The following is a 23,989-nucleotide window of genomic DNA, read 5'->3' on the forward strand; positions in this document are numbered from 1 at the left end:
ACCGTTCAGTCCTGGTAGAGCCGTAGCGCCTCCGCCGCCGCCCGGGCCAGCTCGCGCCGGGCGATCGACGGGGTCAGCACCTCGGCGTCCGCGCCGAAGGCCAGCAGCGAGCGGACGGCCGCCGGGGCCGGGAAGGCCATCGCCACCTCGACCCACTCCTCGGTCGGCCCGGCGCCCGCCTCCGCCGGCGCCGCGGTGACCCGCCCGCCGTGGACGCGCAGGAACATGTCCAGCCGCCCGCGCCGCACCCGCACCCGTACCGGCACCTCCTTGGGCAGCCGCTCCACCTGCTCGCGCAGCACCGCCCACACCTCGCCGAGCCCCACCCCCGGCCGGCGCCGCACCGCCTCCTCGGTGGTCTCGGCGGCCAGCACCCGGTCGGCCCGGAACAGCCGCGGCTCACCGTGCAGATCGGCCACCAGGTACCAGACCGAGGCCTTGCTCACCAGCCCGTACGGGTCGACGGTGTACTCCGTCGGCGCGGGCGTCCCGCTGTGCCGGTAGCGCAGCCGCAGCCGCCGGTCGGCGAAGACGGCGTACTGCAACTCGCCCAGGTCCGGGCCGCTCTCGGCGGCGGGCGCCGCGCCCTTCATCCAGCGGGTCGGGTCGACCAGGATCCGCTCGCTGACCCGCTCGGCCGTCGGCCGGTGCGGGGCCGGCAGCGCGGCCATCACCTTGCGCAGCGCCGAGCCGAGCGCGCCGTCCAGCCCGAGGTCGCTGTGCGCGCCCTGGGCGGAGAGCACGAACAGCGCACGGGCCTCGTCCGCGGTCAGCCCGGTGACGTCGGTGCGGTAGCCGGGCAGCAGATTGATGCCGCCGTGCCGGCCGCGCTCGGTGAACACCGGCACCCCGGCGGCCGAGAGCGACTCCACGTCGCGGTAGATGGTGCGGACGGACACCTCCAGCCGCTCGGCCAGCTCGGTGGCGGGCACCCGGCCGCGGGTCTGGAGCAACAGGAGGATCGAGAGCAGGCGTTCGGCCTTCATGACACAAGAATCCCAACAATCCTGACGGCACTTGTCAGGTTTTACTGGGAGATTGCGTTCAGAGACCGAAATCCCACCGAAGTCCCGTACCGCACAAGGGAGCTGACCACCCATGAACGCCACCGTCCAGGACCCCCGCCCGCAGTACCTGCTCGCCCTCGGCCAGTTGGAGCGGCTGTTCGCCGCGACAACCCCGGCAGACCTCGACCGGCAGACCCCGTGTACCGAGTTCACCCTGCGCGAACTGCTGAACCACGTGGTCGGCGGCGTGCACCGCTGCGCCTACATGGGCGAGGGCGGCCGCGCCGAGGACATCGTGGTCGGCATCGAGGACCCGTCCGACGAGGGCTGGTCCGCCGCCCTGTCCCGGGCGTCCGCCCGGGCCGCCGCCGCCTGGGCGGACGACACCAAGCTCGGCCGCCCGACCTTCGCCCCCTGGGGCGAGGTGCCCGGCGCGGCGGCGGTCAGCGGCTACCTGATGGAGGCGGCGGCCCACGCCTGGGACATCTCCCGGACCCTCGACGGCGAGTTCGAGCTGAACGAGGACCTGTCGCACGCCGCGATGGCCTTCGCCGAGCTGGCGCTGCCGCCCGAGATCCGCGGCGGGCACCTGCCCTTCGGCCAGCCGCAGCCGGTCGCCGAGGACGCCGACATCCACACCCGGCTGGCGGCCTGGCTGGGCCGCAAGGTCTGAGCCCGCCCGCTCACCTCCGGGGGCCCGACGTCACGGGCCCCCGGAGTCACGGGCCCCAGAGTCCCGGGCCCGCGGAGTCACGGGCCCCGGAGAGCGCTACTCCCGCCCGCTCTGGGTGAAGCTCATGTCGGCGTAGCGGTCGCCGACCACCCGGCCGGCGACCGGCTCCAGCAGCGCCAGCTCCTCCTCGGTGAGCCGCAGCGTCGCCGCCGCGGTGTTCTCCAGGAGCCGGGCACGCTTGCGGGTGCCCGGGATCGGCACCACGGTCAGCCCGTGCACCTCGGACTGCCGGTGCACCCAGGCGAGCGCGACCTGGGCCATGGTCACCCCGCGGGCCTCCGCGATCTCCCGCAGCGGCGCCAGCAGTTCGCCGTTGGCCGCCGCGTTCTCCCCGGTGAACCGCGGCTGGCTGCGCCGGAAGTCGTCCGCCGCGAGCTGCTCGGCGGCCTGGAACGCACCGGTCAGGAAGCCCCGCCCGAGCGGCGAGTACGGCACGAAGGCGACGCCCAGCTCGGCCGCGGCCGGCACCGCCGTCCGCTCGACGTCCCGGGAGAACACCGACCACTCGGACTGGAGCGCGGCGATCGGGTGGATCGCGTGCGCCTCGCGCAGCTCCGCCCCGGTCACCTCGGACAGGCCCAGCTGCCGCACCTTGCCGGCCTTGACCAACTCGGCCATGGTGCCCACCGATTCGGCCAGCGGCACGGCCGGGTCGCGCCGGTGCATGTAGTAGAGGTCGATCTCGTCCACGCCGAGGCGGCGCAGCGAGGCGTCGACCGCGGACCGGATGTACGCCGGGTCGTTGCTGATGCTCCGGCGGCCCGGGTCGTCCTCTCTGCGGACCAGCGCGAACTTGGTGGCGAGCACCACCCGGTCCCGGTTGGCCCGGACGAAGGGGCCGATGAACTCCTCGTTGCTGCCGAAGCCGTAGGCGTCGGCGGTGTCGAACAGCGTGACGCCGGCCTCCAGCGCGGCGTCCAGGGTGGCGAGGGCCTCACCGGAGTCGGTGGGGCCGTAGAACTCGCTCATGCCCATGCAGCCGAGGCCCTGGACGCCCACCAGCGGGCCGTCGGTGCCGAGGGGGGCGGTGGGGAGGGCGGGGTGAGTCATGCGATGTGCTCTTCCTCTACTCGGTGGTTGCGGCGTCGGTCGGGGGCGCCGGTGTCGTCGGCGGTCCTCCCGGCGTAGAGATCGATCTTGTAGTCGAGAACGGCCAGGGTGGCCCGGAGGTCGGCGATCCGCTGCCGGACCTCCTCGCGCTGCGTCTCCAGCAGCTGTCGCCGTTCCTCGTAGGTCTGTTCGCCGCGGCGGACCATGTCGACGTACCTGAGCATGTCGGCCACCGACATGCCGGTCAGCCGCAGCTTCCCCAGGAAGGCCAGCCGGTGCAGGTCGGCGTCGCAGTAGCGGCGCTGGCCGCCGGCCGCGCGGTCGACCGGGTCGAGCAGGCCGATCCGCTCGTACCAGCGCAGCGTGTGCGCGGTCAGGCCGCTGGCCGCGGCGACCTCGCTGATGGTGTGCCGCGCGGTCGGGTCCGAGTCGCCGACCGGGTTGTTGTAGACCTCGGAACAGCTCCGTGGACCGGCCGCGTGCGCGGGTGTGGCCATGATCGCTTCCCCCTGTCCTGTGCGACGTCGATGACGCTATCGAGTTGGAGTGCACTCCAAGCAAGCCTCCCGTCCGGGCGTTCCCGCAACCCGGCTAGAGTCGAACGCATGGAGAGCTTGCGGATGATCGAGAACTGGCCGGTGCCCCACGCCGCGGCGGCGGTGGTCCGGGGGTCGGACGGTGCGGTGCTGGGCGCGCACGGACCGCAGCAGCACCTCTTCCCGCTGGCGTCGGTGACCAAGCCGCTCAGCGCGTACGCGGCGCTGATCGCGATCGAGGAGGGCGTGTTCGAGCTGGACGACCCGGCCGGCCCGCCCGGTTCGACCGTGCGCCACCTGCTCGCCCACACCTCCGGCCTGGGCTACGACGAGGACCGGGTGTTCGCCGAGCCCGGCAACCGCCGGCTCTACTCCAACGCCGGTTTCGACGCGCTGGCCCGCGCGCTGTCCGAGGCCGCCGGGATCGCGTTCCACCAGTACGTCGCCGAGGCGGTGTTCGAGCCGCTGGGCATGAGCGACACCGTGCTCAACACCGCGCACAGGTCCCCGGCCGGGGCCGGCGGCCTGTCCACCGTCGCCGACCTCACCCGCTTCGCCGCCGAGCTCCAGTCGCCGAAGCTGCTGGACGCCTCCACCCTCCGCCGGGCCACCCGCGAGGTCGCCTTCCCGGGCACCAACGGCGTGCTGCCCGGCTACGGCCACCGACGCCCGAACGACTGGGGCCTCGGCTTCGAGATCCGCGACGGCAAGAGCCCGCACTGGACCGGCACCGCCAACTCCCCCGAGACCTTCGGCCACTTCGGCCAGTCCGGCACCTTCCTGTGGGTCGACCCCCGGGCCGGCGTGGCCTGCATCGCGCTCACCGACCGGGACTTCGGCCCCTGGGCCGTCGAGGCCTGGCCCCCGCTCTCCGACGCCGTCCTGGCGGAGCTCGGGAACTGACGGAGCCCGGGAACTAGCCGTACGAGACCGGCGAGTGCATCTCCCAGAGCAGGAGTTCGGCGCCGGTCTCGCCCGCCGTCGGGTCGGCGAAGGCCTCGCCGGTGATCCGCACGCTGTCGCCCGGGACCATCGAGCGGCCGCCGCCCCTGGGCCCCGGGACCGTCCGGTAGCCCAGCGCGCCGGCCGTCAGGTGGGCGTACCGCCAGGGGGCCTCGGGCAGTTGCGGCAGCGGCTGCCACGGGCCGGCGGTGGCCAGCCAGAGCGCGGCGTCGCCGCGGCGCAGTCGCAGGGCGTCCGTCCCGGCGTCGCGCTCCAGCCCGGAGGCCAGCAGCGTCAACCCGCCGTGCGCGTGTTCCACCTTGCGCAGGCCGTACGCGGGGGCCGCGTCGAACTCGTCCGGCTGGAGCCACATCTGGACGAAGCGCACCGGCCCGGTGGCACCGCCGACGTTGCGCTCGGTGTGGGTGACGCCGGAGCCCGCACTGAGGTGCTGGACCATGCCCGGGCGGACCACCCCGCTGTGGCCGTGCGAGTCCCGGTGGGCCAGCGCGCCCTCCAGCACCCAGGTGAGGATCTCGGTGTCCCGGTGCTTGTGCTCCTCGAACCCCGCCCCGGGGGCGAGGAGTTCCTCGTTGCACGCGAGCAGCGCGCCGAAGTGCGTGTTCTTCGGGTCGTAGTGGCCGGAGAAGGAGAACGCGTGGCGGGTCTCCACGCCCTCGGCCGGGGTGGAGCGGTAGCGCTCGGCGGTGCGGCGCAGGTCGGCACGGGGGCGGTCGGAGGCGTCGGTCACGCCCCCACGGTAGCGGGTGTGACCCTTGCCACCGCGCCGCTGCACCGGGGGGTGTGCACGAGCAGTCACTCGCGTGAGGCAGTCTTGTCCTTGTGCCAGCCGCTTCCGCGAACTCCAAGAGCGAACCCAGTCCCGCAGCCGAACCGACCGGGAAGAGCCCCGCTGCCCGGGACCGCCCCGGCCGGGCGGCGCCCCGTCTGACGGCGCAGGAGCGCAGAAACGTCGCCGAACGGGCCGAGCGCCGGGCGGCGACGCTCAAGCGGCTGGAGAAGTCCTCGGGCAAGCTGGCCAGCGCCGCGATCGCGCGGATGGACGACCAGCTCGGCTGGTACCGGCGGATGCCTCCGGAGCACCGTTCCTGGATCGGTCTGGTCGCCCAGGCCGGCATCGCGGCCTTCACCGAGTGGTACCGCCACCCCGACGCCGCCCAGGCGATCTCCACCGACGTCTTCGGCACCGCCCCGCGCGAGCTGACCCGGGCGATCACCCTGCGCCAGACCGTGGAGCTGATCCGCACCACGATCGAGGTGATGGAGGAGGCCATCGAGGAGGTGGCCGCCCCCGGCGACGAGGCGGACATGCGCGAGTCCGTGCTGGTCTACGCCCGGGAGATCGCCTTCGCCACCGCCCAGGTGTACGCCCAGGCCGCGGAGGCGCGCGGCGCCTGGGACGCCCGGCTGGAGGCGCTGGTGGTCAACTCGCTGCTCTCCGGCGACGCCGACGAGGGCGTGCTCTCCCGGGCCGCCGCGCTCGGCTGGGGGCAGCCCAGCCAGGTGCGGGTGGTGATGGGCAGCGCGCCGGACGGCGACAGCGAGCTGGTGGTCGAGGCGATCCGCCGGGCCGCCCGGTACGCCAAGCTGAACGTGCTGACCGGGGTGCTGGGCAAGCGCCTGGTGGTCGTGGTCGGCGGCGACAAGGAGCCGGTGCACGCCGCCCGGGCGCTGATCGGCCAGTTCGCGCCGGGCCCGGTGGTGATCGGCCCGACCGTGCCGGATCTCCTGTCGGCGACCCGCTCCGCCCACGCCGCCGCGGCCGGACTGCGCGCCTGCGCCGCCTGGCCGGACGCCCCCCGCCCGGTGCTGGCCGATGACCTGCTGCCCGAGCGCGCGCTCGCCGGGGACCAGGCCGCGCGCCGCCAGCTGGTGGAGGAGATCTACACACCGCTGGACGAGGCCGGTTCCGCGCTGCTGGAGACGCTGAGTGTCTATCTGGAACAGGCCTCCTCACTTGAGGGGGCGGCCCGGATGCTCTTCGTCCACCCCAACACGGTGCGCTACCGGCTACGACGTGTGACCGACGTCACGGGGTACGCCCCCTCCGACGTACGTTCGGCGTTCACTCTGCGGATCGCACTGGCCCTCGGCCGACTCACCGCCGACGGGGAGCCGGGCTGAGCCGGGATGTAGGGACCATACAATCCCGGATGGTTTTCTTCGTTACCGTCGCCTACCCGCCCCTGGGCGCCTGGCGAGAGAGGGTTGAACCGTGCTCGTAATCGTCGCCCCTGGACAGGGTGCCCAGTCCCCCGGTTTCCTCAGCCCCTGGCTGGAGCTCGACGGTGTCGCTGACCGCCTGCGCGGCTGGTCGGAGGTCGCCGGGCTCGACCTGGTGCACGCCGGCACCGAGGCGTCCGCCGAGGAGATCAAGGACACCGCCGTCGCCCAGCCGCTGCTGGTCGCGGCCGGCCTGGTCACCGCCCGTGAACTGTTCCCGGACGAGGACGTCGCCCGCAAGCTGGTCGGCGCCGTCGCGGGCCACAGCGTCGGCGAGATCACCGCCGCCGCCGGCGCCGGGGTGCTCAGCGCCCACGACGCGCTGGCCTTCGTCCGCGAGCGCGGCCGGGCCATGGCCGAGGCCGCCGCCGTCACCGAGACCGGCATGACCGCCGTGCTCGGCGGCGACCCCGAGGTCGTCGCGGCGAAGCTGGCCGAGCACGGCCTGACCGCGGCCAACAACAACGGTGGCGGCCAGATCGTCGCCGCCGGCACGCTGGCCCAGCTGGAGGCGCTGAAGGCGGACCCGCCGACCGGCTCCAAGCTGATCGCCCTCAAGGTGGCCGGCGCGTTCCACACCGAACACATGGCCCCGGGCGTCGAGCGGCTGGCCAGGCTGGCCCCGACCCTGACGGTGGCCGATCCGCAGGTCCGCTACGTCTCCAACAAGGACGGCGAGGTCGTGGACTCGGGCGCCGAGGTGCTCGCGCGCCTGGTGTCGCAGGTCTCCAACCCGGTCCGCTGGGACCTCTGCATGGAGACCCTCGGGCAGCTGGGCGCGACCGCCGTGATCGAGCTGTCCCCCGCGGGCACCCTCACCGGGCTGCTCAAGCGCAACCTCAAGGGTGTGGCCACGCTCGCCCTCAAGACCCCCGCCGATCTGGACAAGGCCCGCGAGCTGATCGCGGAGCACGGCGGTCAGGAGCAGGAGAACCAGGCATGACCAAGCCCCAGATCCGTCCCTCCACCGGCCCGCAGTTCTCGCGCATCCACGGTGTCGGCGGCTACCGACCGGTCCGGGTCATCCCCAACTCCGAGGTCCTGGAGTGGATCGACTCCTCGGACGAGTGGATCCGCACCCGCAGCGGAATCACCGAGCGCCGCTGGGCCGGCCCGGAGGAGAGCGTCTCCGAGATGTCGGTGCAGGCCGCCGGCAAGGCCATCGCGCAGGCCGGGATCTCCCCCGACCAGATCGGCGGCGTGATCGTCTCGACGGTCTCGCACTTCAAGCAGACCCCCGCGATCGCCACCGAGATCGCCGAGCGGCTCGGCTGCGGAACCGCCCCGGCCTTCGACATCTCGGCCGCCTGCGCCGGCTTCGGCTACGGCCTGGGCCTGGCCGACGGCATGATCCGCGGCGGCAACGCCGAGTACGTGCTGGTGATCGGCGTCGAGCGGCTCAGCGACCTGACCGACCGGTCGGACCGTTCGACCGCGTTCATCTTCGGCGACGGCGCCGGCGCCGCGATCGTCGGTCCCTCCGACATCCCCGGCATCGGCAAGCTGGTCTGGGGCTCGGACGGCTCGCAGGCCGACCTGATCACCCAGACCGAGGCCTGGGACACCGCCTTCGCCAAGCCCGACGCGATCAACGGCGCGGGCGAGGAGGCCAAGTGGCCGGCCCTGCGGATGGACGGCCAGCCGGTCTTCCGCTGGGCGGTCTGGGAGATGGCCAAGGTGGCCCAGCAGGCGCTGGACGCCGCCGGGGTCACCGCCGACCAGCTCGGCGCCTTCATCCCGCACCAGGCCAACATGCGGATCACCGACGCCATGATCAAGGCCCTCAAGCTGCCGGAGTCGGTGCCCGTCGCCCGGGACATCGCCGAGACCGGCAACACCTCCGCGGCCTCCATCCCGCTGGCGATGGAGCGCATGCTGGAGAGCGGCGAGGCCCACAGTGGCGACCTGGCGCTGATCATCGGGTTCGGGGCGGGTCTCGTGTACGCCGCGGCAGTCGTTACGCTCCCTTAGGCGCGTTTCGCCCCAACCATCCACAAGCGTGTGTTCGGCCGCCGGTCGGACACGTTCAACACCGAAGAGGAGCAGCCAGTATGGCTACCAAGGACGAGGTCCTGGAAGGTCTCGCCGAGATCGTCAACGAGATCGCCGGCATCCCGACCGAGGACGTCCAGATCGACAAGTCCTTCACCGACGACCTGGACGTCGACTCGCTGTCCATGGTCGAGGTCGTCGTGGCCGCCGAGGAGCGCTTCGACGTCAAGATCCCGGACGACGAGGTCAAGAACCTGAAGACCGTCGGCGACGCGGTGGACTACATCCTCGCCCACGCCTGAGCGACCGGCCCGTTCGAGTCGCACAGTCCGTCCGGCGTCAGGAACGCCATGGACGGCTGACCCGTCGGCCCGGCTCCCCGAGCCAGGCCGACCCGCCGGCCGGGACGCCCCACCGGGCGCCCGGCCGGGCCCATCCCCGGCTCGCCGCCGACCCCGCACAACGTGAAAGAAGAGAAACCAGTGACCGCTGAAAACCGTACCGTGGTCGTCACGGGTATCGGCGCCTTCACGCCGCTGGGCGGCGACGCCGCCACCACCTGGGAGAACCTGGTCGCCGGGCGCTCCGGAGTGGCGGCCCTGACCGAGGAGTGGGCCCAGGAGCTGCCGGTCCGGATCGCCGCGCGCACCGCGGTCGAGCCGGGCGAGATCCTGCCCCGCCCGCTGGCCCGCAAGCTGGACCGCTCCGCCCAGTTCGCGCTGATCGCCGCCCGCGAGGCCTGGGCCGACGCCGGTTTCGAGACCCCGGCCACCGACGAGTCCTCCAAGCTCGCCCCCGAGCGCCTGGGCGCCGTCATCGCCTCCGGCATCGGCGGCGTGACCACCCTGCTCGACCAGTACGACGTGCTGCGCGAGAAGGGGGCCCGCAAGGTCTCCCCGCACACCGTCCCGATGCTGATGCCCAACTCCCCGGCGGCCAACGTCGGTCTGGAGGTCGGCGCCCGCGCCGGCGTGCACACGCCCGTCTCCGCCTGTGCCTCCGGCGCCGAGGCGATCGGCTACGCGATCGAGATGATCCGCAGCGGCCGCGCCGACGTCGTGGTGGCCGGCGGCACCGAGGCGGCGGTCCACCCGCTGCCGATCGCCGCGTTCGCCAACATGATGGCGATGTCCAAGAACAACGACGAGCCCGAGCGCGCCTCGCGCCCGTACGACAAGGCCCGCGACGGCTTCGTGCTGGGCGAGGGCGCCGGCGTGGTCGTGCTGGAGTCGCTGGAGCACGCCGAGGCCCGCGCCGCCCGGATCTACTGCGAGGCCGTGGGCCAGGGCCTGTCCTCGGACGCCCACCACATCGCCCAGCCGGAGCCGACCGGCGCCGGTGTGGCCCGCGCGCTGGCCGACCTGTTCGAGCGCAACACCCTGGACAAGGCCGAGATCGTGCACGTCAACGCGCACGCCACCTCGACCCCGCAGGGTGACACCGCCGAGCTGAAGGCGCTGCGCAAGGAGCTGGGCGACGACCTGGACCACATCGCCGTCTCGGCCACCAAGTCGATGACCGGCCACCTGCTGGGCGGCGCCGGCGGCATCGAGACCGTCGCCACCGTGCTGGCCCTGCACCACCGGCTCGCCCCGCCGACCATCAACGTCGAGAACCTGGACGACGACATCGACGCGGACATCGTCCGCGACGAGGCCCGCGCCCTGCCCGAGGGCCGGATCGCCGCGCTGAACAACTCGTTCGGCTTCGGCGGCCACAACGTGGTGCTGGCCTTCCGCACCCGCTGACCCCGCCGTACGACGAAGGGCCGGCGCTCTCCGCGAGCGCCGGCCCTTCGTCGTACCGGTCCACATGCCGTCGGCCGTACCGCCGCGGGCTCAGACCACCTGGTGCAGCCAGCGCACCGGCGCCCCTTCGCCCGCGTAGCGGAACGGCTCCAGCTCGTCGTCCCAGGGCTTGCCCAGCAGCCGGGCGATCTCGGCCTCCAGGTCGGCGCCCTCGTTGCGGGCCCGCAGCAGCACGGCGCGCAGCCGGTCCTCGGGGATCAGGATGTCGCCGTGGATGCCCGTGACGGCGTGGAAGATGCCGAGCGAGGGCGTGCTGCTGTACCGCTCCCCCTCCGTCGTCGCGCAGGGCTCGCTGGTCACCTCGTACCGCATCAGCTGCCAGCCGCGCAGCGCGGAGGCGAGCTTCGAAGCCGTGCCGGGCTCTCCCGACCAGGAGAGTTCGGCACGCCAATTGCCGGGTGCGGCCGGCTGGCGGACCCAGTCCAGGCTCACCCGTACACCGAGCACCCCCGCGACGGCCCACTCGACGTGCGGGCACAGCGCGCGGGGCGCGGAGTGGATGTAGAGAACTCCACGTGTCGTCACCGGGACCTCCAGGCTGTGGACGAGGGTCGCCTTCCCCAGCTGCCTCGTGCCTGCAGTTGATCCACAGTTACCCACGTTAGTCGACATTAAGCTACTAAATTGAGCAAAACGGACAGGCTTTCGCTCAATGCTAGTCGAATCCTCAACGAGGTCTACCCCTCGGCCGGATCTCTCCCCCGAACGGCCCCATCGCCGGGCGGGACCACCGTACCGCGCTGTCCCTCGGGATGGATGACGCACTTTCGGATCCGGCCGGAATACGGTAGTGCGACCCGACCCCCTGCGCCGTGCACGCGAACCGCCCCGCACACCCGGTGGGGTGGCGGGGTGGTCGGCAGTGTCGTGACGAAGCGTCAGGCGTCCAGGCGGACGACCATCTTGCCGGTGTTGACGCCGCGCAGCACGTCGAGGAAGGCCTGGGCCGTGTTCTCGAAGCCGTCCACCACCGTCTCCTCGGTGCGCAGTTCACCGGACTTCAACCAGTCGGCCACCTCGGCGACGAACTGCGGCTGCAGCGCGGCGTGGTCGCGCACCAGCATGCCCTCCAGGCGCAGCCGCTTGCCGATCGCCAGGGCGAGGTTGCGCGGGGCGGCGGCGCGGAGGTCTCGTTGTACTGGGCGATCGCGCCGCAGAGCACCGCGCGACCGTGCACACCGAGCGCGCTGATCGCGGCCTCCAGGTGGTCGCCGCCGACGTTGTCGAAGTAGAGGTCGATGCCCTCCGGGGCGACCTTCGCGAGCTGCTCGGCGACCGGGCGCTCCCCAGAGGGTTCGAAAGGGTTCGGAAGGGTGGCGACAGGTGAAAGGTTTAGTAACTGAAGTAACGATGGACATGAAAGGTTCATCTTGTCAACTTTTCAGGTAGACTCTGAGCCATGGACACTCAGCCCGCCCAGGCCGCCATGCCGCAGCCCGACGAGATCACCCGCGAGGTCGTCGACCTGATGGCCAACCTGGTCGCGCTCTTCCACCGCGAGTACGAGGAGGCCGCCGCCGCCCGCTCGCTCACCGGCGCCCAGGCCAAGGTGCTCGCCCTGCTGCGGCGCGGCCCGCTGCCGATGCGCCAGATCGCCCAGACGCTCAGCTGCGAGCCCTCCAACATCACCGGCATCGTCGACCGGCTGGAGGCCCGCGGCTTCGTGACCCGCGAGGCCGACCGGCACGACCGCCGGGTCAAGCTCGTCGCCGCCACCGGCACCGGCTCGGCCGCCTCCGAGGAACTGCGCGAGTCGCTCAACTTCGCCCGCGAACCGCTCGCCTCGCTCGGCCCGGAGGAGCGGACCGTGCTGCGCGACCTGCTCCGCCGGATGCTCGCCGGCGCCTCCGGACCCGGGGCGTGAGCAGCATCACAGCTCCACGCCCGGATTCCCCCGCCTCCAGGGGGTAACCGAACAGCCTTCCGGAACGTCTAACGTTCGAACATCGAACGCGAGAGACCTGAAGACGGGGGGCACGGAGGATGGGCAGCAGCACGCGCCGTCGCCGCTACCTGCGGACCGCCATCGGCCTGGCCGCCGTTCTGGTGCTGTCGGTCGTGGGTGCCGGAGCCTGGTTCTACCACCGGCTGGACAACAACATCACCACCTTCGACGCGGGCGGCGTCGCCACCGAGCGCCCGCCGGCGCCCGTCCCGGCCTCGCCCGGCGCCCAGGTTCCGGTCAACATCCTGCTGCTGGGCTCGGACACCCGGGACGACGGCAACAACGCGCTGGGCGGCGGCGACGAGGGCCCGGGCAACTCGGACACCGCGATCCTGGTGCACGTCTACGCCGACCACAAGCACGCCGTCGGCGTCTCGATCCCCCGCGACACCCTGGTCACCATCCCGTCCTGCAAGCTGCCGGACGGCACCTGGACCAGGCCCAGGACCGACCAGATGTTCAACTCGGCCTTCAGCGTGGGCGGCTCCCCCAAGGGCAACCCGGCCTGCACCCAGAACACCGTGGAGGCGATCACCGGGCTGCGGATCGACCACACCGTCGTGGTCGACTTCAAGGGCGCCGCGGCGATGGCCGACGCCATCGGCGGCGTGGACGCCTGCGTGCCCAACGACGTCAACGAGTACGGCATCCACCTGAAGAAGGGGATGCAGAAGCTCTCCGGGCAGTCCGCCGTGGACTACCTGAGAATCCGCCACGGCATCGGAGACAACTCCGACATAGGCCGGATGAAGCGTCAGCAGGCCTTCCTCTCCTCGATGATCAAGAAGGTGCAGAGCCAGGGCTTCTCCCTGCCCACCCTGCTGCCGCTGGCCGACGCCGCCACCAGGTCGCTGACCGTGGACGAGGGGCTCGGCACCGCGATGAAGCTGGTGGACTTCGCCCGCTCGGTGCAGGACATCAAGCTCTCCGACGTCACCTTCGTGACCGCCCCCTGGCGCTTCGCCGGGGAGCGGGTGCGGCTGGTCCAGCCGGACGCCGACACCCTGTGGAAGCTGCTGCGCGAGGACCGCACCCTGGACGGGAAGGGCACCACCGGCACCGGCGCGGCCACCGCCTCGCCCTCCCCCACCGCGACCCCCGTCACCGAGGCGCCGCTCACCCCCGAGCAGGCGGCCGTCCCGATCACCGTGGTCAACGGGGTCGGCACCTCCGGCCTGGCCGGCTCCGGCGCCGAGGCGCTCAAGGCGCGCGGCTTCCAGAACGTCGTGCTCGGCGCCAACAGCCCCGGCAGGCAGCACACCGAGGTCGCGTACGACCCGGCGCTGAAGGCCGCCGCCGACCAGGTGGCGGCACTCTTCCCCGGGGCCCGTACGGTCGAGGAGCCCGGCTCGGGGGCGGTCACCGTCACCCTCGGCCCGGACTACCAGCCGGCCGACACCCAGCCGAGCCCGGTGACCGGCCCGTCGGGCACCCCCGGCACCCCCGGAACGCCCGGCACCCAGCCGAGCGGCATCCCGACCGGCATAGCGGAGAACACCCGGGGCGCCGACACCGACCCGTGCGCCGACCTGACCTTCGGGTCCTGAGCCGAGGCCCTACTCCGGGTCCGGCAGGCCGGTGACCACGGCCGTCAGGCGGGTGCCGCGCGGGAAGGCGCCCGCCCCGGCCAGGTCGGCCAGCGCGGCGAGCAGCTTGGCGACATAGCGGAGCTCCACCGGGATGCCGTGACGGCGCTCGAACTCCCCTGCGAAGGCGGCCAGTTCGGCCGGCACCCGGCCGTAGCCGCCGCCGTGGTGCGCGTGGTCGATCCACCAGTTGTCGAACTCGCGCCCGTACGCGGCCCGGTGCAGCCGGGCGACCTCCGCCTCCAGGTAGCCCTCGCCGCCGCGCAGCACCGCCACCCCGAGCGCCCGCGCGCCCGGCGGCAGGCCCGCCGCGATGCCGGCCAGGGTGCCGCCGGTGCCGACCGGGCAGCAGACCACGTCACGCCCGTCCAGGTCTGGCAGTTCGGCCGCGATCGCGGCCGCGCCGGTCGCCGCCAGGGCGTTGGAGCCGCCCTCCGGGAGCACCAGGCAGGGGCCCCAGCGGCGCTGCAGTCCGTCCGGGCCGTACTCCCCCGCGGCCCGGCCGGTGGCCTCCCGGTAGGCGGACCGGGTGAGGAACTCCAGCCGCATCCCGGCCCGTTCGGCGGCCCGCAGCGACCAGTTGCGCGGCCGGTCGGCCAACTCCTCGCCGCGCACCAGCCCGACGCTCTCCAGCCCGAGCGCATCGGCCGCGGCCGCGACCGCCCGCAGATGGGTCGAGTAGGCACCGCCGAAGGTCAGCAGCCGGGTGTGGCCCCGCTCGACGGCGGCGGCCAGGTTGGGCGCGAGCTTGCGCCACTTGTTGCCGGGGACGGTCGGGTGCAGCAGGTCGTCCCGCTTGAGCCGCAGCTCCACCCCGGCCCGGGCGAACACCCCGTCGGTACAGTCCACCAGCGGGGTCGGCAGCAGAGCGGGTTCGAGCACCCGACCAGCGTAGGGCCCACGGGACGGGCCCCGGAACGCAGGGGAGCCCGGCCACCCCCTCGGCGACCGGGCTCCCCCCGTACGGGCCGTCCCCTCCCCCGTGGGCGGCCCGTCACCCCACGGCCGCGACCTCCGCCGTGTGGTTCGCCATCCGCCAGGCCAGCGCCATCCGGAGCGCCTTCGGGACGGGGCCGGCCGCCGGGGCCAGCTTCGCGATCCGACCGCGGTACTCCCTGGTGTGCCTGGGGCTCAGCGCCGCGCGCAGCCGGCCGGCGGCGACCAGGGCCGTGAGCGCCGCGTCGGCCGGGTCCACCCGGCTGAGCGGGCTCTTCAGCGAGGCGGCGACGGACTCCGCCAGCGCCTCGCGCACCCGCGGCTCCTTCAGGGTGACCAGGGTGACCGGGAACAGTCCGGCCACCCGGTGCGGGCGGAGGCCGATCCAGCCGGCCTCCGCCAGACCGTCCCGGACCACCCGGATCGGCTGGTCCCGTCCGGTGCTCCTGGCGTGGCCGACCCACCAGCTCCAGCCGTGCGGCCGCTTCTCCCGGATCTGGTCCAACAGCCGGGCGCTGTACGGGTCCAGGCCCGCCGAGGCCTCGGCGCCGCGGACCCGGGCGACGGGCGTCCGGCCGTCCTCGCGCACCAGTCCCCGGCGCAGCAGTTCGGTCAGCGACGCCGCCTGCAGCAGCAGGTTGAGCGAGGAGTGCTGGGTGGTCCGCTCGCGCCGCGGGTCGTAGGCGAGCAGGTACAGCTTCTCGGGAAGGTTGACGGGCAGGTCCATCTCGGTCTCCGGTAGATCTGTGGGTGCCCGGCCGTCGCGGTCAGTCCTGGTCGGAACGTCCGCTGTCCGGGCTCTCCTTGGGCGGACGGCCGCGCCGGGGAAGTCGGGCGGCGCCGCCGGGCATCCGGCCGGCGTCGGTGAGGGCGCGGCGGAGCAGGAACTCGATCTGGGCGTTGGTGCTGCGCAGTTCGTCCCCGGCCCATCTGGCCAGTGCGTCGTGAACTGAAGGGTCCAGTCGCAACAGGATCTTCTTCCGTTCCGTCGCCAACTCCGCGCCTTACTGGTAGAGGGAGCCCGTGTTCACGACGGGCTGGGTGCCCCGGTCTCCGCAGAGCACCACCAGGAGGTTGCTCACCATGGCGGCCTTGCGCTCCTCGTCCAACTCCACCACATCCCGCTCGGCGAGCCGGTCCAGCGCCTCCTCGACCATGCCGACGGCGCCCTCGACGATCAGTCGCCGCGCGGCCACCACGGCCCCGGCCTGCTGGCGCTGGAGCATCACCTGGGCGACCTCGGGAGCGTAGGCGAGCCTGGTGATCCGGGACTCGATCACCCGCACCCCGGCCGACGCCACCCGGGCGGCGATCTCGGCGGAGAGCTTGCGGGCGATCTCCTCCGCGCCGTCGCGCAGCGACAACTGCCCCTCGCGGTGGGCGTCGTAAGGGTAGCTGCTGGCGATGTGCCGCACCGCGGTCTCGGTCTGGATGGCGACGAAGTCGGTGTAGTCGTCCACCTCGAACACGGCCATCGCGGTGTCCTCGACCTGCCAGACCACCACGGCGGCCATCTCGATCGGGTTGCCGTCGGCGTCGTTGACCTTGTTGGTCTCGGTCTCGTGGTTGCGGATCCTGGTGGAGATCCGGCGGCGGCTGGTGAACGGGTTCACCCAGGTCATGCCGGCGGTCCGGATGGTGCCCCGGTAGCGGCCGAGCAGCTGCACCACCCTGGCCTCGCCGGGCGACACCACCGTCAGCCCGCACAGCACCACCAGCGAGACCAGGATCACCAGCGGCCCCGCGACCACCAGAGCGACGCCCAGGCCCTTGTTCCCCGCGCCCAGCTGGACGCCGCCGCCGACGAGGCCGGCGAGCCCGGCGAGCAGTCCGAGCAGAGCGCCTCCGAGCACCGGCAGCCCGGCGGCGCCGGTGATGGCCCGCTCGGTGGTCCCGGGGACCGGCAGGTCGATGGCAGGGCCGTCCTCGACGGCGAAACGCGATGTGGTCATGAGACCGACTCCCCCATGGTTCGAGTGTCTGCTTCAGCTGTCAAAGTGATATCACTTTTTTGCCATGCGACACCAGCTCCAGAACAATGGGCCCCGGTGCGACGGGCGATCCGACGGGCGCCCAGGACATGGTCGCGGACGTGAAGAAGCTGACCGCGCACACCAAGCAGCCGCGCCTCGCGGTCTCCCTCCTGCACTACGGCTCCGGCGGCGTGACCATCCGTCCGCTCGACCTCGGCCGAGCCGGCCGAGGAGAAGCACGTGGGGCCGCCACCGAAGGTTCGGTGGCGGCCCCACGTGCGTGCGCCTGTTGGGAAGAGATGAGGATCTGCTCACCCGCGCCATGACGACTCGATGTCCACTGGCGGGTGAATCTCAGCGTGGCAACAGCCCATCGGGGCACCCGATGCTCTACAGTTCCGATCGGAACCCCGGTGCGTTTCACCTGGTCAGAGCAGCTTTCCCGCTGACATCCTGCGGGTTGTTCGAGGTGGGGCGGGTGGGACTCGAACCCACGACCAAGGGATTATGAGTCCCCTGCTCTAACCGGCTGAGCTACCGCCCCGGTTCGCCGCGCGCCGGTCGTCGGCCACGGCAGCAACAGACGGCCCCGCGAGGCCGCCTTCGGGCAGCATAGCCGGTCGATCACCCGTGGTGCGCGCCGGGGGCTCTCCCGAGTGCGCGACGGTACACACCCCTCCCGGTGGAGCAGCCCGGCTGGCGCCGAGGGGCCCCGAGAGGGCAGCCTGGACGGATGACGACGCGTGGGACGGCGGCGGCCGTCGGGGCGCTGCTCCTGGTGCTCGTGACGGCGGCCTGCACCACCTCGGCGAGGCCGGGCGGCGGCACCCTGACGGTCACCTCCGCACCACCCCCGGCGAACGCCCACGGCTGGGACAGGCAGCGGTTCCGCGGCGCCGTCGGCAAGCACACCGGGATCACCCGCACCGCCAAGCCCACCGTGCTCAACGGCCTGGTCGGCGCGGTGTTCACCCGCAACGCGGACGGCGACCACTTCTGCACCGCCAGCGTGGTCGACAGCGCCGGGCTCAACCTCGTCGTCACCGCCGCCCACTGCGTCTGGGACCCGAAGATCGGCCAGCGCAGCGACCTGGTCTTCGTCCCCGGCTACCGCAACGGCGACACCCCCAGCGGCGTCTGGCCGCTGCTGGCCGTCACCGTGGACGACGGCTGGAAGGACCACGCCGACCCGGACATGGACGTCGCCTTCGCCGTCGTCCAGGCGCAGAACGGGCAGCAGGTGCAGCAGGTGCTCGGCGCCAACCGACTGGGCGTCAACCGCGGCTACCGGCTCCCGGTGCGGATCACCGGCTACCCCGGCAGCAGCGACGTCCCGATCACCTGCTCCAACACCACCACCGCGCAGAGCTCCACCCAGCTGCGGATCGACTGCCCCGACTACACCGGCGGCACCAGCGGCAGCCCCTGGGTGACCGACTTCGACCCCACCACCAGGACCGGCAGCGTGGTCGGCGTGATCGGCGGCTACCAGGAGGGCGGCAACAGCCCGGACACCTCGTACAGCAGCTACTTCGGCGACCGGGTCCAGGCGCTCTACGACCGGGCCACCGGCTGAGCGCGCGCCCGATCCCGGAGCGGAGGTGGCGCCGCCGGGCGCGGCCTGGTAGATCTTCCTCACGAACGGCGGAACGCACGGCCCCGGTGCCCGCCCCGAGGAACGAGACGGAGCCCCGATGGCCCCCCGCCCGGTGCCGCCCGCGCGCGCGGCCGGAGCCGCCGCGCTGACCGCCCTGCTGCTGGCCACCGGCACCGCGTGCGGCGGGCAGGGCACGGCGCCGACCGCGGAGGTCGCCCAGCCCTCGCCGGCCCGCGACCGGATCGGCACCCTGTCCATCCACACCGCGCAGGGCCCCCGGGCCTGCACCGCGAGCGTGGTGCACAGCCCCGGGCGCAATCTGCTGGTCACCGCCGCGCACTGCGTGCAGAACCAGCGGGTCGGCCTGCTGGACGGCCTGGTGTTCACCCCCGGCTACCGCAACGGCTACTCCCCGTACGGGACCTGGCAGGTGCAGTCGATCACCGTGGACCCGCGCTGGGCGGAGGACGACGACCCGGACTACGACGTGGCCTTCGTCACGGTCCGACCGGTCGACGGCCGGCAGGTCGAGGAGACGGTCGGCGGCAATCCGATCGGCACCGGCCAGGGCGTCGGGCTGGCGGTTTCGGTGACCGGCTACCCCAACGAGAGCGACGAGCCGATCACCTGCTCGGTCCGGACCCGCTCGCAGAGCTCCACCCAGGAGCGCTTCGACTGCGGCGGCTACACCGACGGCACCAGCGGCAGCCCGTGGGTGACCGGGGACGGCGCGGTGGTCGGCGTGATCGGCGGCTACCAGGAGGGCGGGAACACCCCCGGCACCTCGTACAGCGTCTCCTTCGGCCAGCGGGTCGCCGACCTCTACCGGACGGCGACCACCTGACCCGGAGCGCGCCCGCGGCCCCAGCGGGGTGACGGACGCGACACCGGCGCGGGCAACACGAAGGCCCCCCGGTCATCCGAGGGGCCCTCGCTCTGAGCAGTCACCGGGCGGACCCGGCGCAGCTCCCGCAATTGGACTCGAACCAATAACCTGCCGATTAACAGTCGGCTGCTCTGCCAATTGAGCTATGCGGGATCGCGGCACTCAACTTCCGTACCACGCACAGGACGCGGGCTCATCAAGAGCCCTCTCCTGAGCTCCCCCAATTGGACTCGAACCAATAACCTGCCGATTAACAGTCGGCTGCTCTGCCAATTGAGCTATGGGGGATCGGCTTCCGCTTCGGCTCCCGTTTACCGGGCTCCTCGGCGCTCGCTGCGGGACATACATTAGCGCACTCGGGGGGGTGGTCCGCCAATCGCTTTCGCGGACCGGCCCCGGACCGCCGTCCCGGCGCGCCCCGCGCGCGCCCACGACGGCGCCCGGGGATGCTGGGGCACAGGGACGGTTCGCCGTCCCGGCCAACGGGTAGGGCAAGGCGGCAGAAGGCCGCAGGAGAGGGTGGAACCGATCATGTGGAAGCTGTCGTTGGCCGTGGGGTTCGCGGCCGGCTACGTCCTGGGCTCGCGAGCCGGGCGCCAGCGCTACGAACAGATCGCCAAGGTCACCCGGCAGATCGCCCAGAACCCCACGGTGCAGGGCGCGGCCGACCGGGCACGGCAGCAGGCCGGCGCGGTGGCCGGGAAGGCCGCGGGCGCCGTCGCGGACAAGGTCGGGGACCGGCTGCCGAACGCGCTCACCGACCGGGTGCCGTACTTCAACCGCCCCCGGGCGGAGGACGACGGCTGGGGCACCTTCCGCCCGTGACGGGGCGGTCGAACCGGTCGGACCAGGCAAAGGGGATCCCAACCAGGGGTCCCGAAGCTGCAACGGCTCACCCGGCCCGGACGCGTCCCGGGCCGGGCTGAGGCATGATCTCGGCATGGCCATCGTCGCGGGGATAGACAGCTCGACCAACCGCACCCGGATCGTCGCGTGCGACGCCGACACCGGCGCCGTCCTGCGATCCGGCTCCGCTCCGCACCCCGTCCCCGAGGACCAGGAGCTCCGAGCGGGCGAGGCCGACCCGCAGGTCTGGCTGCACTCGCTCGGCGACGCCGCGGCCGGCGGCCTGCTGGAGGGCGTCCGGGCGATCGGCGTCAGCGCCCAGCAGCACGGCATGATCGGCCTGGACGCGGGCGGGGTCCTGGTGCGGCCCGCGATCCTGTGGAACGACCCGCGCTCCAGCGGCGCCGCCGCCAAGCTGCTGGACGCCCTCGGCGGCCCCGCCGCCTGGACCGCCGCGATCGGCGCGGTGCCCGCCCCGACGTACACCATCGCCAAGCTGCGCTGGCTGGCCGAGTTCGAGCCCGCCAACGCCCGCCGGATCGCCGAGGTACTGCTGCCGCACGACTGGCTGGTCGCGCAGCTGCTCGGCCACCCCAAGCGCCGCACCACCGACCGGGGCGACGCCTCCGGCACCGGCTACTGGTCCCCGATCACCGGCGAGTACCGGCAGGACCTGGTCGAGCTGGCGCTCGGCCACGAGCTCAGACTGCCCGAGGTGCTGCCCCCCGCCGAACCCGCCGGGCACACCCCGGAGGGCCTGCTGATCTCGGCCGGAACCGGCGACAACATGGCCGCCGCGCTCGGCCTGGGCCTCGGCCCGGGCGACGCGGTGGTCTCGCTCGGCAGCGCCGGGACGATCTTCGCGGTGCACGAGCAGGCCGTGGTCGACGCCTCCGGCCTGGTCTCCTCCTTCGCCGACGCCAGCGGCCGCCACCTGCCGATGGTCGCCACCCTGAACGCCGCCCAGGTGCTGCGCTCCACCGCGGCGATGCTCGGCCGGGACCTGGACGGGCTGAGCGACCTCGCCCTGCACTCCACCCCCGGCGCGTACGGCCTGGTGCTGCTGCCCTACCTGGACGGCGAGCGCACCCCCGCCCTGCCGCACGCGGCCGGCACCCTGACCGGCCTTCGGGCCGAGGCGATGACCCCTCAGCACCTGGCCCGGGCCGCCGTCGAGGGCATGCTGTGCAACATCGCCGACGCGCTGGACGTGCTGCGCGCCCAGGGCGTCGAGATCAAGCGGGTGTTCCTGCTCGGCGCGGCCGGACGGCTGCCCGCCGTGCGGCACATCGCCCCGATGCTGTTCGGCGTCCCGGTCGTGGTGCCCCCGCCGGGAGCCCACGCCGCCCGCGGCGCCGCCCGGCAGGCCGCCTGGGCGCTGGCCGAGACCCCGGAGCCGCCGGAGTGGGAGCTGCCGGAGGCCGAGACCGTGGAGCCCGAGGGCGAGCAGGATCTGGCGATCGGTTCGGCGGTGCGTCAGCAGTACCGCGCGGCCCGCGACCAGATCCATCCGGAGGCCACGCCCCGGGGCCAGGAGGCCTGAGTCCGCCCCGCCGGGGACGGCATCGGTGGGGATCCGCCGGAGGCGGCGTTGGCTGGAGTCCGTCGGTGAAGATGCGTCACCCCGCGCCCGGTGGCAGCGTGGTGCGGGACACGGACACCGAGGCGAAGGACGGCACGACCCCATGGCGTTGCACAAGGGGGCCGGCGGCAACCGCCGGCTGAGCATCAACCCGATCCTGGGCATCACCGACCCGCTCGGCGCGATGGAACTCGCCCCGCCGATACACCGGCTCGGCGAGGGGCCGGTCGCGGCCGACACCGCGTACCAGCTGATCCACGACGAGCTGATGCTGGACGGCAGCGCCAAGCTCAACCTGGCGACCTTCGTCACCACCTCGATGGAGGCCCAGGCCACCCGGCTGATGACCGAGTGCCTCGACAAGAACATGATCGACAAGGACGAGTACCCGCAGACCGCCGAACTGGAACGCCGCTGCGTGTCGATCCTCGCCGACCTCTGGCACGCCCCCGCCCCGGACGACACCATCGGCTGCTCCACCACCGGCTCCAGCGAGGCCTGCATGCTGGCCGGCATGGCGCTCAAGCGCCGCTGGATGCACCGCAACGCCGAACGCTACGCGGCCGGGGCCCGGCCCAACCTGGTGATGGGCGTCAACGTGCAGGTGTGCTGGGAGAAGTTCTGCACCTTCTGGGAGATCGAGGCGCGCACCGTGCCCATGGAGGGCGAGCGCTACCACCTCGGCCCCGAGCAGGCCGCCGCGCTGTGCGACGAGAACACCATCGGCGTGGTCGGCGTCCTCGGCTCCACCTTCGACGGCTCGTACGAGCCGATCGCGGAGATCTGCGCGGCCCTGGACGCCCTCCAGAAGCGCACCGGACTGGACGTCCCGGTGCACGTGGACGCCGCCTCCGGCGGCATGGTGGCGCCCTTCCTCGACCCCGAGCTGGTCTGGGACTTCCGGCTGCCCCGGGTGGCCTCGATCAACACCTCGGGCCACAAGTACGGGCTGGTCTACCCGGGCGTCGGCTGGGCGCTGTGGCGGGACAAGGAGGCGCTGCCCGAGGAACTGGTCTTCCGGGTGAACTACCTGGGCGGCGAGATGCCGACCTTCGCGCTCAACTTCTCCCGGCCCGGCGCGCAGGTGGCCGCCCAGTACTACGTCCTCCTGCGGCTCGGCCGGGAGGGCTTCCGGGCGGTGCAGGGCGCCAGCCGGGAGGTCGCCACCTACCTGGCCGGGGAGATCGAGAAGCTGGGCTGCTTCCGGCTGCTGACCCGCGGCGACCAGGTCCCGGTGTTCGCCTTCACCACCACGGAGGGCGTGCCCTTCGACGTGTTCGACGTCTCCCGGCGGCTGCGCGAGCGCGGCTGGCAGGTGCCCGCGTACACCTTCCCGGCGGACCGGGAGGACCTCTCGGTGCTCCGGGTGGTCTGCCGCAACGGCTTCTCCCGGGACCTCGCCGACCTGCTGCTGGCCGACCTCACCCGGCTGCTGCCGGAGCTCCACAGCCAGCCCGTCCCGCTCAAGGAGCTCGGCATCCCGGTCCGGTCCGGCTTCCACCACTGAGCGGCCCGGAGGGGGGTTCACGGCGGGAGGGCGCAGTGAAGCGCCCTCCCGCCGGATGCCCCGGACAGCCGGGGCAGCCTCCCCCCGCGAGGCTGCCCCGACCGGTGGGGGTCCGGGACGCGGCGTCGGGCCGAGGACGGCCGGTCGGCCGGGCCCGAACGAAGCGACCGGGCGGTGAAACGCACCGGCCAGAGAACTCTGCACGACGGACCCACGACTGTTCGAGCGTCCCAGGGGGTTGTGAGACACTTCCGTCCGTCTCAACGCCCTGACCTGGGGTTTGAGACGCCAGGCCGATCAGGTTGGAGAAGGCGGGACACCGAACGGCCAGGGCCGGGCACGCTCCTCCTGCCCCGTCCCCCGTGTCCCGTGTCCCATCTCGCGACCTTGGAGGGCCGCCTTGGCATCCGCCTGGAAGGAACTGCCCGCGGAGCTGTCCGAACCCGCCCGCCTCCTGGCGGAGGAACTCCGGGCCGTCAAGGACGCCGCCGGGCTCTCGCTGTCCGAGCTGGCCGCGCGGACGCACTACAGCCGGGCCTCCTGGGAGCGCTGGCTGAACGGCAAGCGGGTGGTCACCGAGCAGGCGCTGGAGGCGCTGGTCGGGGCGGTGGACTGCGACGCGGCGGAGCTGCGGCGGCTGTGGCGGGAGACGGTGGAGCCGGCCGAGTCGTCGGACGGGACGCCGGACGGAACGCCGGCCCAGCCGTCGGACGGAACGCCGGGCGGGGCACCGACCGGGGAACCCGGCGGGAGCGTGCCGGTCGAGGACGCCGGGCCGGGCGTGCCGGTGGCCGAGGAGGCCGCCGGGGCCGCCGGGGC

Annotated in this window: 24 protein-coding genes, 3 tRNA genes and 1 pseudogene; 15 read left to right on the top strand and 13 right to left on the bottom strand. The window is 73.1% G+C overall.

Features of this window, described 5'->3' with window-relative positions; all coding sequences use genetic code 11:
- Positions 1–5 precede the first annotated feature (5 nt).
- Entirely contained in the window at positions 6–986 is a 981-nt protein-coding gene (locus tag RZ50_RS13440) for a YafY family protein (protein ID WP_196951058.1), read from the bottom strand.
- A gap of 112 nt (positions 987–1,098) precedes the next feature.
- On the opposite strand from RZ50_RS13440, the gene RZ50_RS13445 reads away from it, so the two are divergent.
- Positions 1,099–1,680, top strand: coding sequence for a TIGR03086 family metal-binding protein (locus tag RZ50_RS13445; protein ID WP_196951057.1), 582 nt, complete (start codon positions 1,099–1,101; stop codon positions 1,678–1,680).
- Between the two features lie 96 nt (positions 1,681–1,776).
- Here the strand turns inward: RZ50_RS13445 and RZ50_RS13450 are convergent, their stop codons facing one another.
- A complete protein-coding gene (locus RZ50_RS13450) occupies positions 1,777–2,790 on the bottom strand; it encodes an aldo/keto reductase (protein ID WP_196951056.1) in 1,014 nt (337 codons plus the stop codon).
- A complete protein-coding gene (locus RZ50_RS13455; protein WP_196951055.1) occupies positions 2,787–3,287 on the bottom strand; it encodes a MerR family transcriptional regulator in 501 nt (166 codons plus the stop codon). Before RZ50_RS13455 ends, RZ50_RS13450 begins: the two co-directional genes overlap by 4 nt.
- Before the next feature lie 108 nt (positions 3,288–3,395).
- On the opposite strand from RZ50_RS13455, the gene RZ50_RS13460 reads away from it, so the two are divergent.
- Positions 3,396–4,229, top strand: a complete 834-nt coding sequence (locus RZ50_RS13460) for a serine hydrolase (protein WP_196951054.1) — start codon at positions 3,396–3,398, stop codon at positions 4,227–4,229.
- Between the two features lie 13 nt (positions 4,230–4,242).
- On the opposite strand, the gene RZ50_RS13465 is transcribed toward RZ50_RS13460, so the two are convergent.
- Positions 4,243–5,019 carry a pirin family protein gene (locus tag RZ50_RS13465; protein WP_196951053.1) on the bottom strand — a complete coding sequence of 259 codons (777 nt, stop codon included), beginning with the start codon at positions 5,017–5,019 and terminating at the stop codon, positions 4,243–4,245.
- Positions 5,020–5,216: 197 nt separating this feature from the next.
- Here RZ50_RS13465 and RZ50_RS13470 point away from each other — a divergent pair, with 197 nt between their 5' ends.
- The 5 genes from RZ50_RS13470 (at position 5,217) to fabF (ending at position 10,252) form a co-directional block, all read left to right on the top strand.
- Positions 5,217–6,413, top strand: coding sequence for a CdaR family transcriptional regulator (locus RZ50_RS13470; RefSeq protein ID WP_196951077.1), 1,197 nt, complete (start codon positions 5,217–5,219; stop codon positions 6,411–6,413).
- Between the two features lie 91 nt (positions 6,414–6,504).
- A complete protein-coding gene (locus RZ50_RS13475) occupies positions 6,505–7,455 on the top strand; it encodes an ACP S-malonyltransferase (RefSeq protein ID WP_196951052.1) in 951 nt (316 codons plus the stop codon).
- On the top strand, positions 7,452–8,483 hold the full coding sequence (locus tag RZ50_RS13480) for a beta-ketoacyl-ACP synthase III (RefSeq protein WP_196951051.1): 1,032 nt from the start codon (positions 7,452–7,454) through the stop codon (positions 8,481–8,483). The genes RZ50_RS13475 and RZ50_RS13480 overlap by 4 nt, the downstream gene beginning before the upstream one ends.
- 80 nt (positions 8,484–8,563) lie before the next feature.
- On the top strand, positions 8,564–8,806 hold the full coding sequence (locus RZ50_RS13485; protein ID WP_196951050.1) for an acyl carrier protein: 243 nt from the start codon (positions 8,564–8,566) through the stop codon (positions 8,804–8,806).
- Positions 8,807–8,986: 180 nt separating this feature from the next.
- Positions 8,987–10,252 (top strand): beta-ketoacyl-ACP synthase II, encoded by a 1,266-nt coding sequence (fabF, locus tag RZ50_RS13490; RefSeq protein ID WP_196951049.1) that lies wholly within the window; start codon positions 8,987–8,989, stop codon positions 10,250–10,252.
- Between the two features lie 90 nt (positions 10,253–10,342).
- Here the strand turns inward: fabF and RZ50_RS13495 are convergent, their stop codons facing one another.
- Together RZ50_RS13495 and RZ50_RS13500 are read right to left on the bottom strand one after the other, a co-directional pair.
- The gene (locus tag RZ50_RS13495; RefSeq protein WP_196951048.1) at positions 10,343–10,837 is read right to left on the bottom strand and encodes a DUF3145 domain-containing protein; all 495 of its coding nucleotides are present in this window, start codon (positions 10,835–10,837) and stop codon (positions 10,343–10,345) included.
- Between the two features lie 353 nt (positions 10,838–11,190).
- Positions 11,191–11,591, bottom strand: a pseudogene (locus RZ50_RS13500) (zinc-binding dehydrogenase); the annotation flags it as partial.
- Between the two features lie 120 nt (positions 11,592–11,711).
- Between RZ50_RS13500 and RZ50_RS13505 the strand changes: the two are divergent.
- On the top strand, positions 11,712–12,176 hold the full coding sequence (locus RZ50_RS13505) for a MarR family winged helix-turn-helix transcriptional regulator (protein WP_196951047.1): 465 nt from the start codon (positions 11,712–11,714) through the stop codon (positions 12,174–12,176).
- A gap of 119 nt (positions 12,177–12,295) precedes the next feature.
- Positions 12,296–13,804: an LCP family protein gene (locus RZ50_RS13510; protein WP_196951046.1), complete on the top strand. Its 1,509-nt coding sequence runs from the start codon at positions 12,296–12,298 to the stop codon at positions 13,802–13,804.
- Positions 13,805–13,813: 9 nt separating this feature from the next.
- On the opposite strand, the gene RZ50_RS13515 is transcribed toward RZ50_RS13510, so the two are convergent.
- The 5 genes from RZ50_RS13515 to RZ50_RS13535 form a co-directional block, all read right to left on the bottom strand.
- Entirely contained in the window at positions 13,814–14,725 is a 912-nt protein-coding gene (locus tag RZ50_RS13515; protein ID WP_196951045.1) for a 1-aminocyclopropane-1-carboxylate deaminase/D-cysteine desulfhydrase, read from the bottom strand.
- A 112-nt stretch (positions 14,726–14,837) separates the two neighbouring features.
- Positions 14,838–15,506: a GPP34 family phosphoprotein gene (locus RZ50_RS13520; protein WP_196951044.1), complete on the bottom strand. Its 669-nt coding sequence runs from the start codon at positions 15,504–15,506 to the stop codon at positions 14,838–14,840.
- Between the two features lie 40 nt (positions 15,507–15,546).
- Entirely contained in the window at positions 15,547–15,774 is a 228-nt protein-coding gene (locus RZ50_RS13525; protein WP_196951043.1) for a hypothetical protein, read from the bottom strand.
- Positions 15,775–15,783: 9 nt separating this feature from the next.
- Entirely contained in the window at positions 15,784–16,731 is a 948-nt protein-coding gene (locus RZ50_RS13530; protein ID WP_196951042.1) for an SPFH domain-containing protein, read from the bottom strand.
- Between the two features lie 491 nt (positions 16,732–17,222).
- Positions 17,223–17,296: transfer RNA gene (locus tag RZ50_RS13535), tRNA-Ile, on the bottom strand.
- Between the two features lie 189 nt (positions 17,297–17,485).
- On the opposite strand from RZ50_RS13535, the gene RZ50_RS13540 reads away from it, so the two are divergent.
- The gene (locus RZ50_RS13540; protein ID WP_196951041.1) at positions 17,486–18,328 is read left to right on the top strand and encodes a serine protease; all 843 of its coding nucleotides are present in this window, start codon (positions 17,486–17,488) and stop codon (positions 18,326–18,328) included.
- Positions 18,329–18,446: 118 nt separating this feature from the next.
- Complete coding sequence (locus RZ50_RS13545) at positions 18,447–19,193, top strand: serine protease (RefSeq protein ID WP_196951040.1); 747 nt, start codon at positions 18,447–18,449, stop codon at positions 19,191–19,193.
- A 122-nt stretch (positions 19,194–19,315) separates the two neighbouring features.
- Here RZ50_RS13545 and RZ50_RS13550 read toward each other — a convergent pair.
- A tRNA-Asn gene (locus RZ50_RS13550) sits at positions 19,316–19,388 on the bottom strand.
- Positions 19,389–19,450: 62 nt separating this feature from the next.
- Positions 19,451–19,523, bottom strand: a tRNA-Asn gene (locus tag RZ50_RS13555).
- A 231-nt stretch (positions 19,524–19,754) separates the two neighbouring features.
- Between RZ50_RS13555 and RZ50_RS13560 the strand changes: the two genes are divergently transcribed.
- From RZ50_RS13560 to RZ50_RS13575, 4 genes are all read left to right on the top strand, one after another.
- Positions 19,755–20,060 (top strand): hypothetical protein, encoded by a 306-nt coding sequence (locus RZ50_RS13560; protein ID WP_308271623.1) that lies wholly within the window; start codon positions 19,755–19,757, stop codon positions 20,058–20,060.
- A gap of 115 nt (positions 20,061–20,175) precedes the next feature.
- A complete protein-coding gene (locus tag RZ50_RS13565; RefSeq protein WP_196951039.1) occupies positions 20,176–21,624 on the top strand; it encodes an FGGY family carbohydrate kinase in 1,449 nt (482 codons plus the stop codon).
- Positions 21,625–21,766: 142 nt separating this feature from the next.
- On the top strand, positions 21,767–23,170 hold the full coding sequence (locus RZ50_RS13570; protein ID WP_196951038.1) for a glutamate decarboxylase: 1,404 nt from the start codon (positions 21,767–21,769) through the stop codon (positions 23,168–23,170).
- A gap of 400 nt (positions 23,171–23,570) precedes the next feature.
- Positions 23,571–23,989, top strand: a 419-nt coding sequence (locus RZ50_RS13575) for a helix-turn-helix transcriptional regulator (RefSeq protein ID WP_217680529.1), incomplete at its 3' end; no start/stop codon positions are given.

The organism is Kitasatospora sp. SUK 42, assembly GCF_015776785.2.
Lineage (GTDB): Bacteria > Actinomycetota > Actinomycetes > Streptomycetales > Streptomycetaceae > Kitasatospora.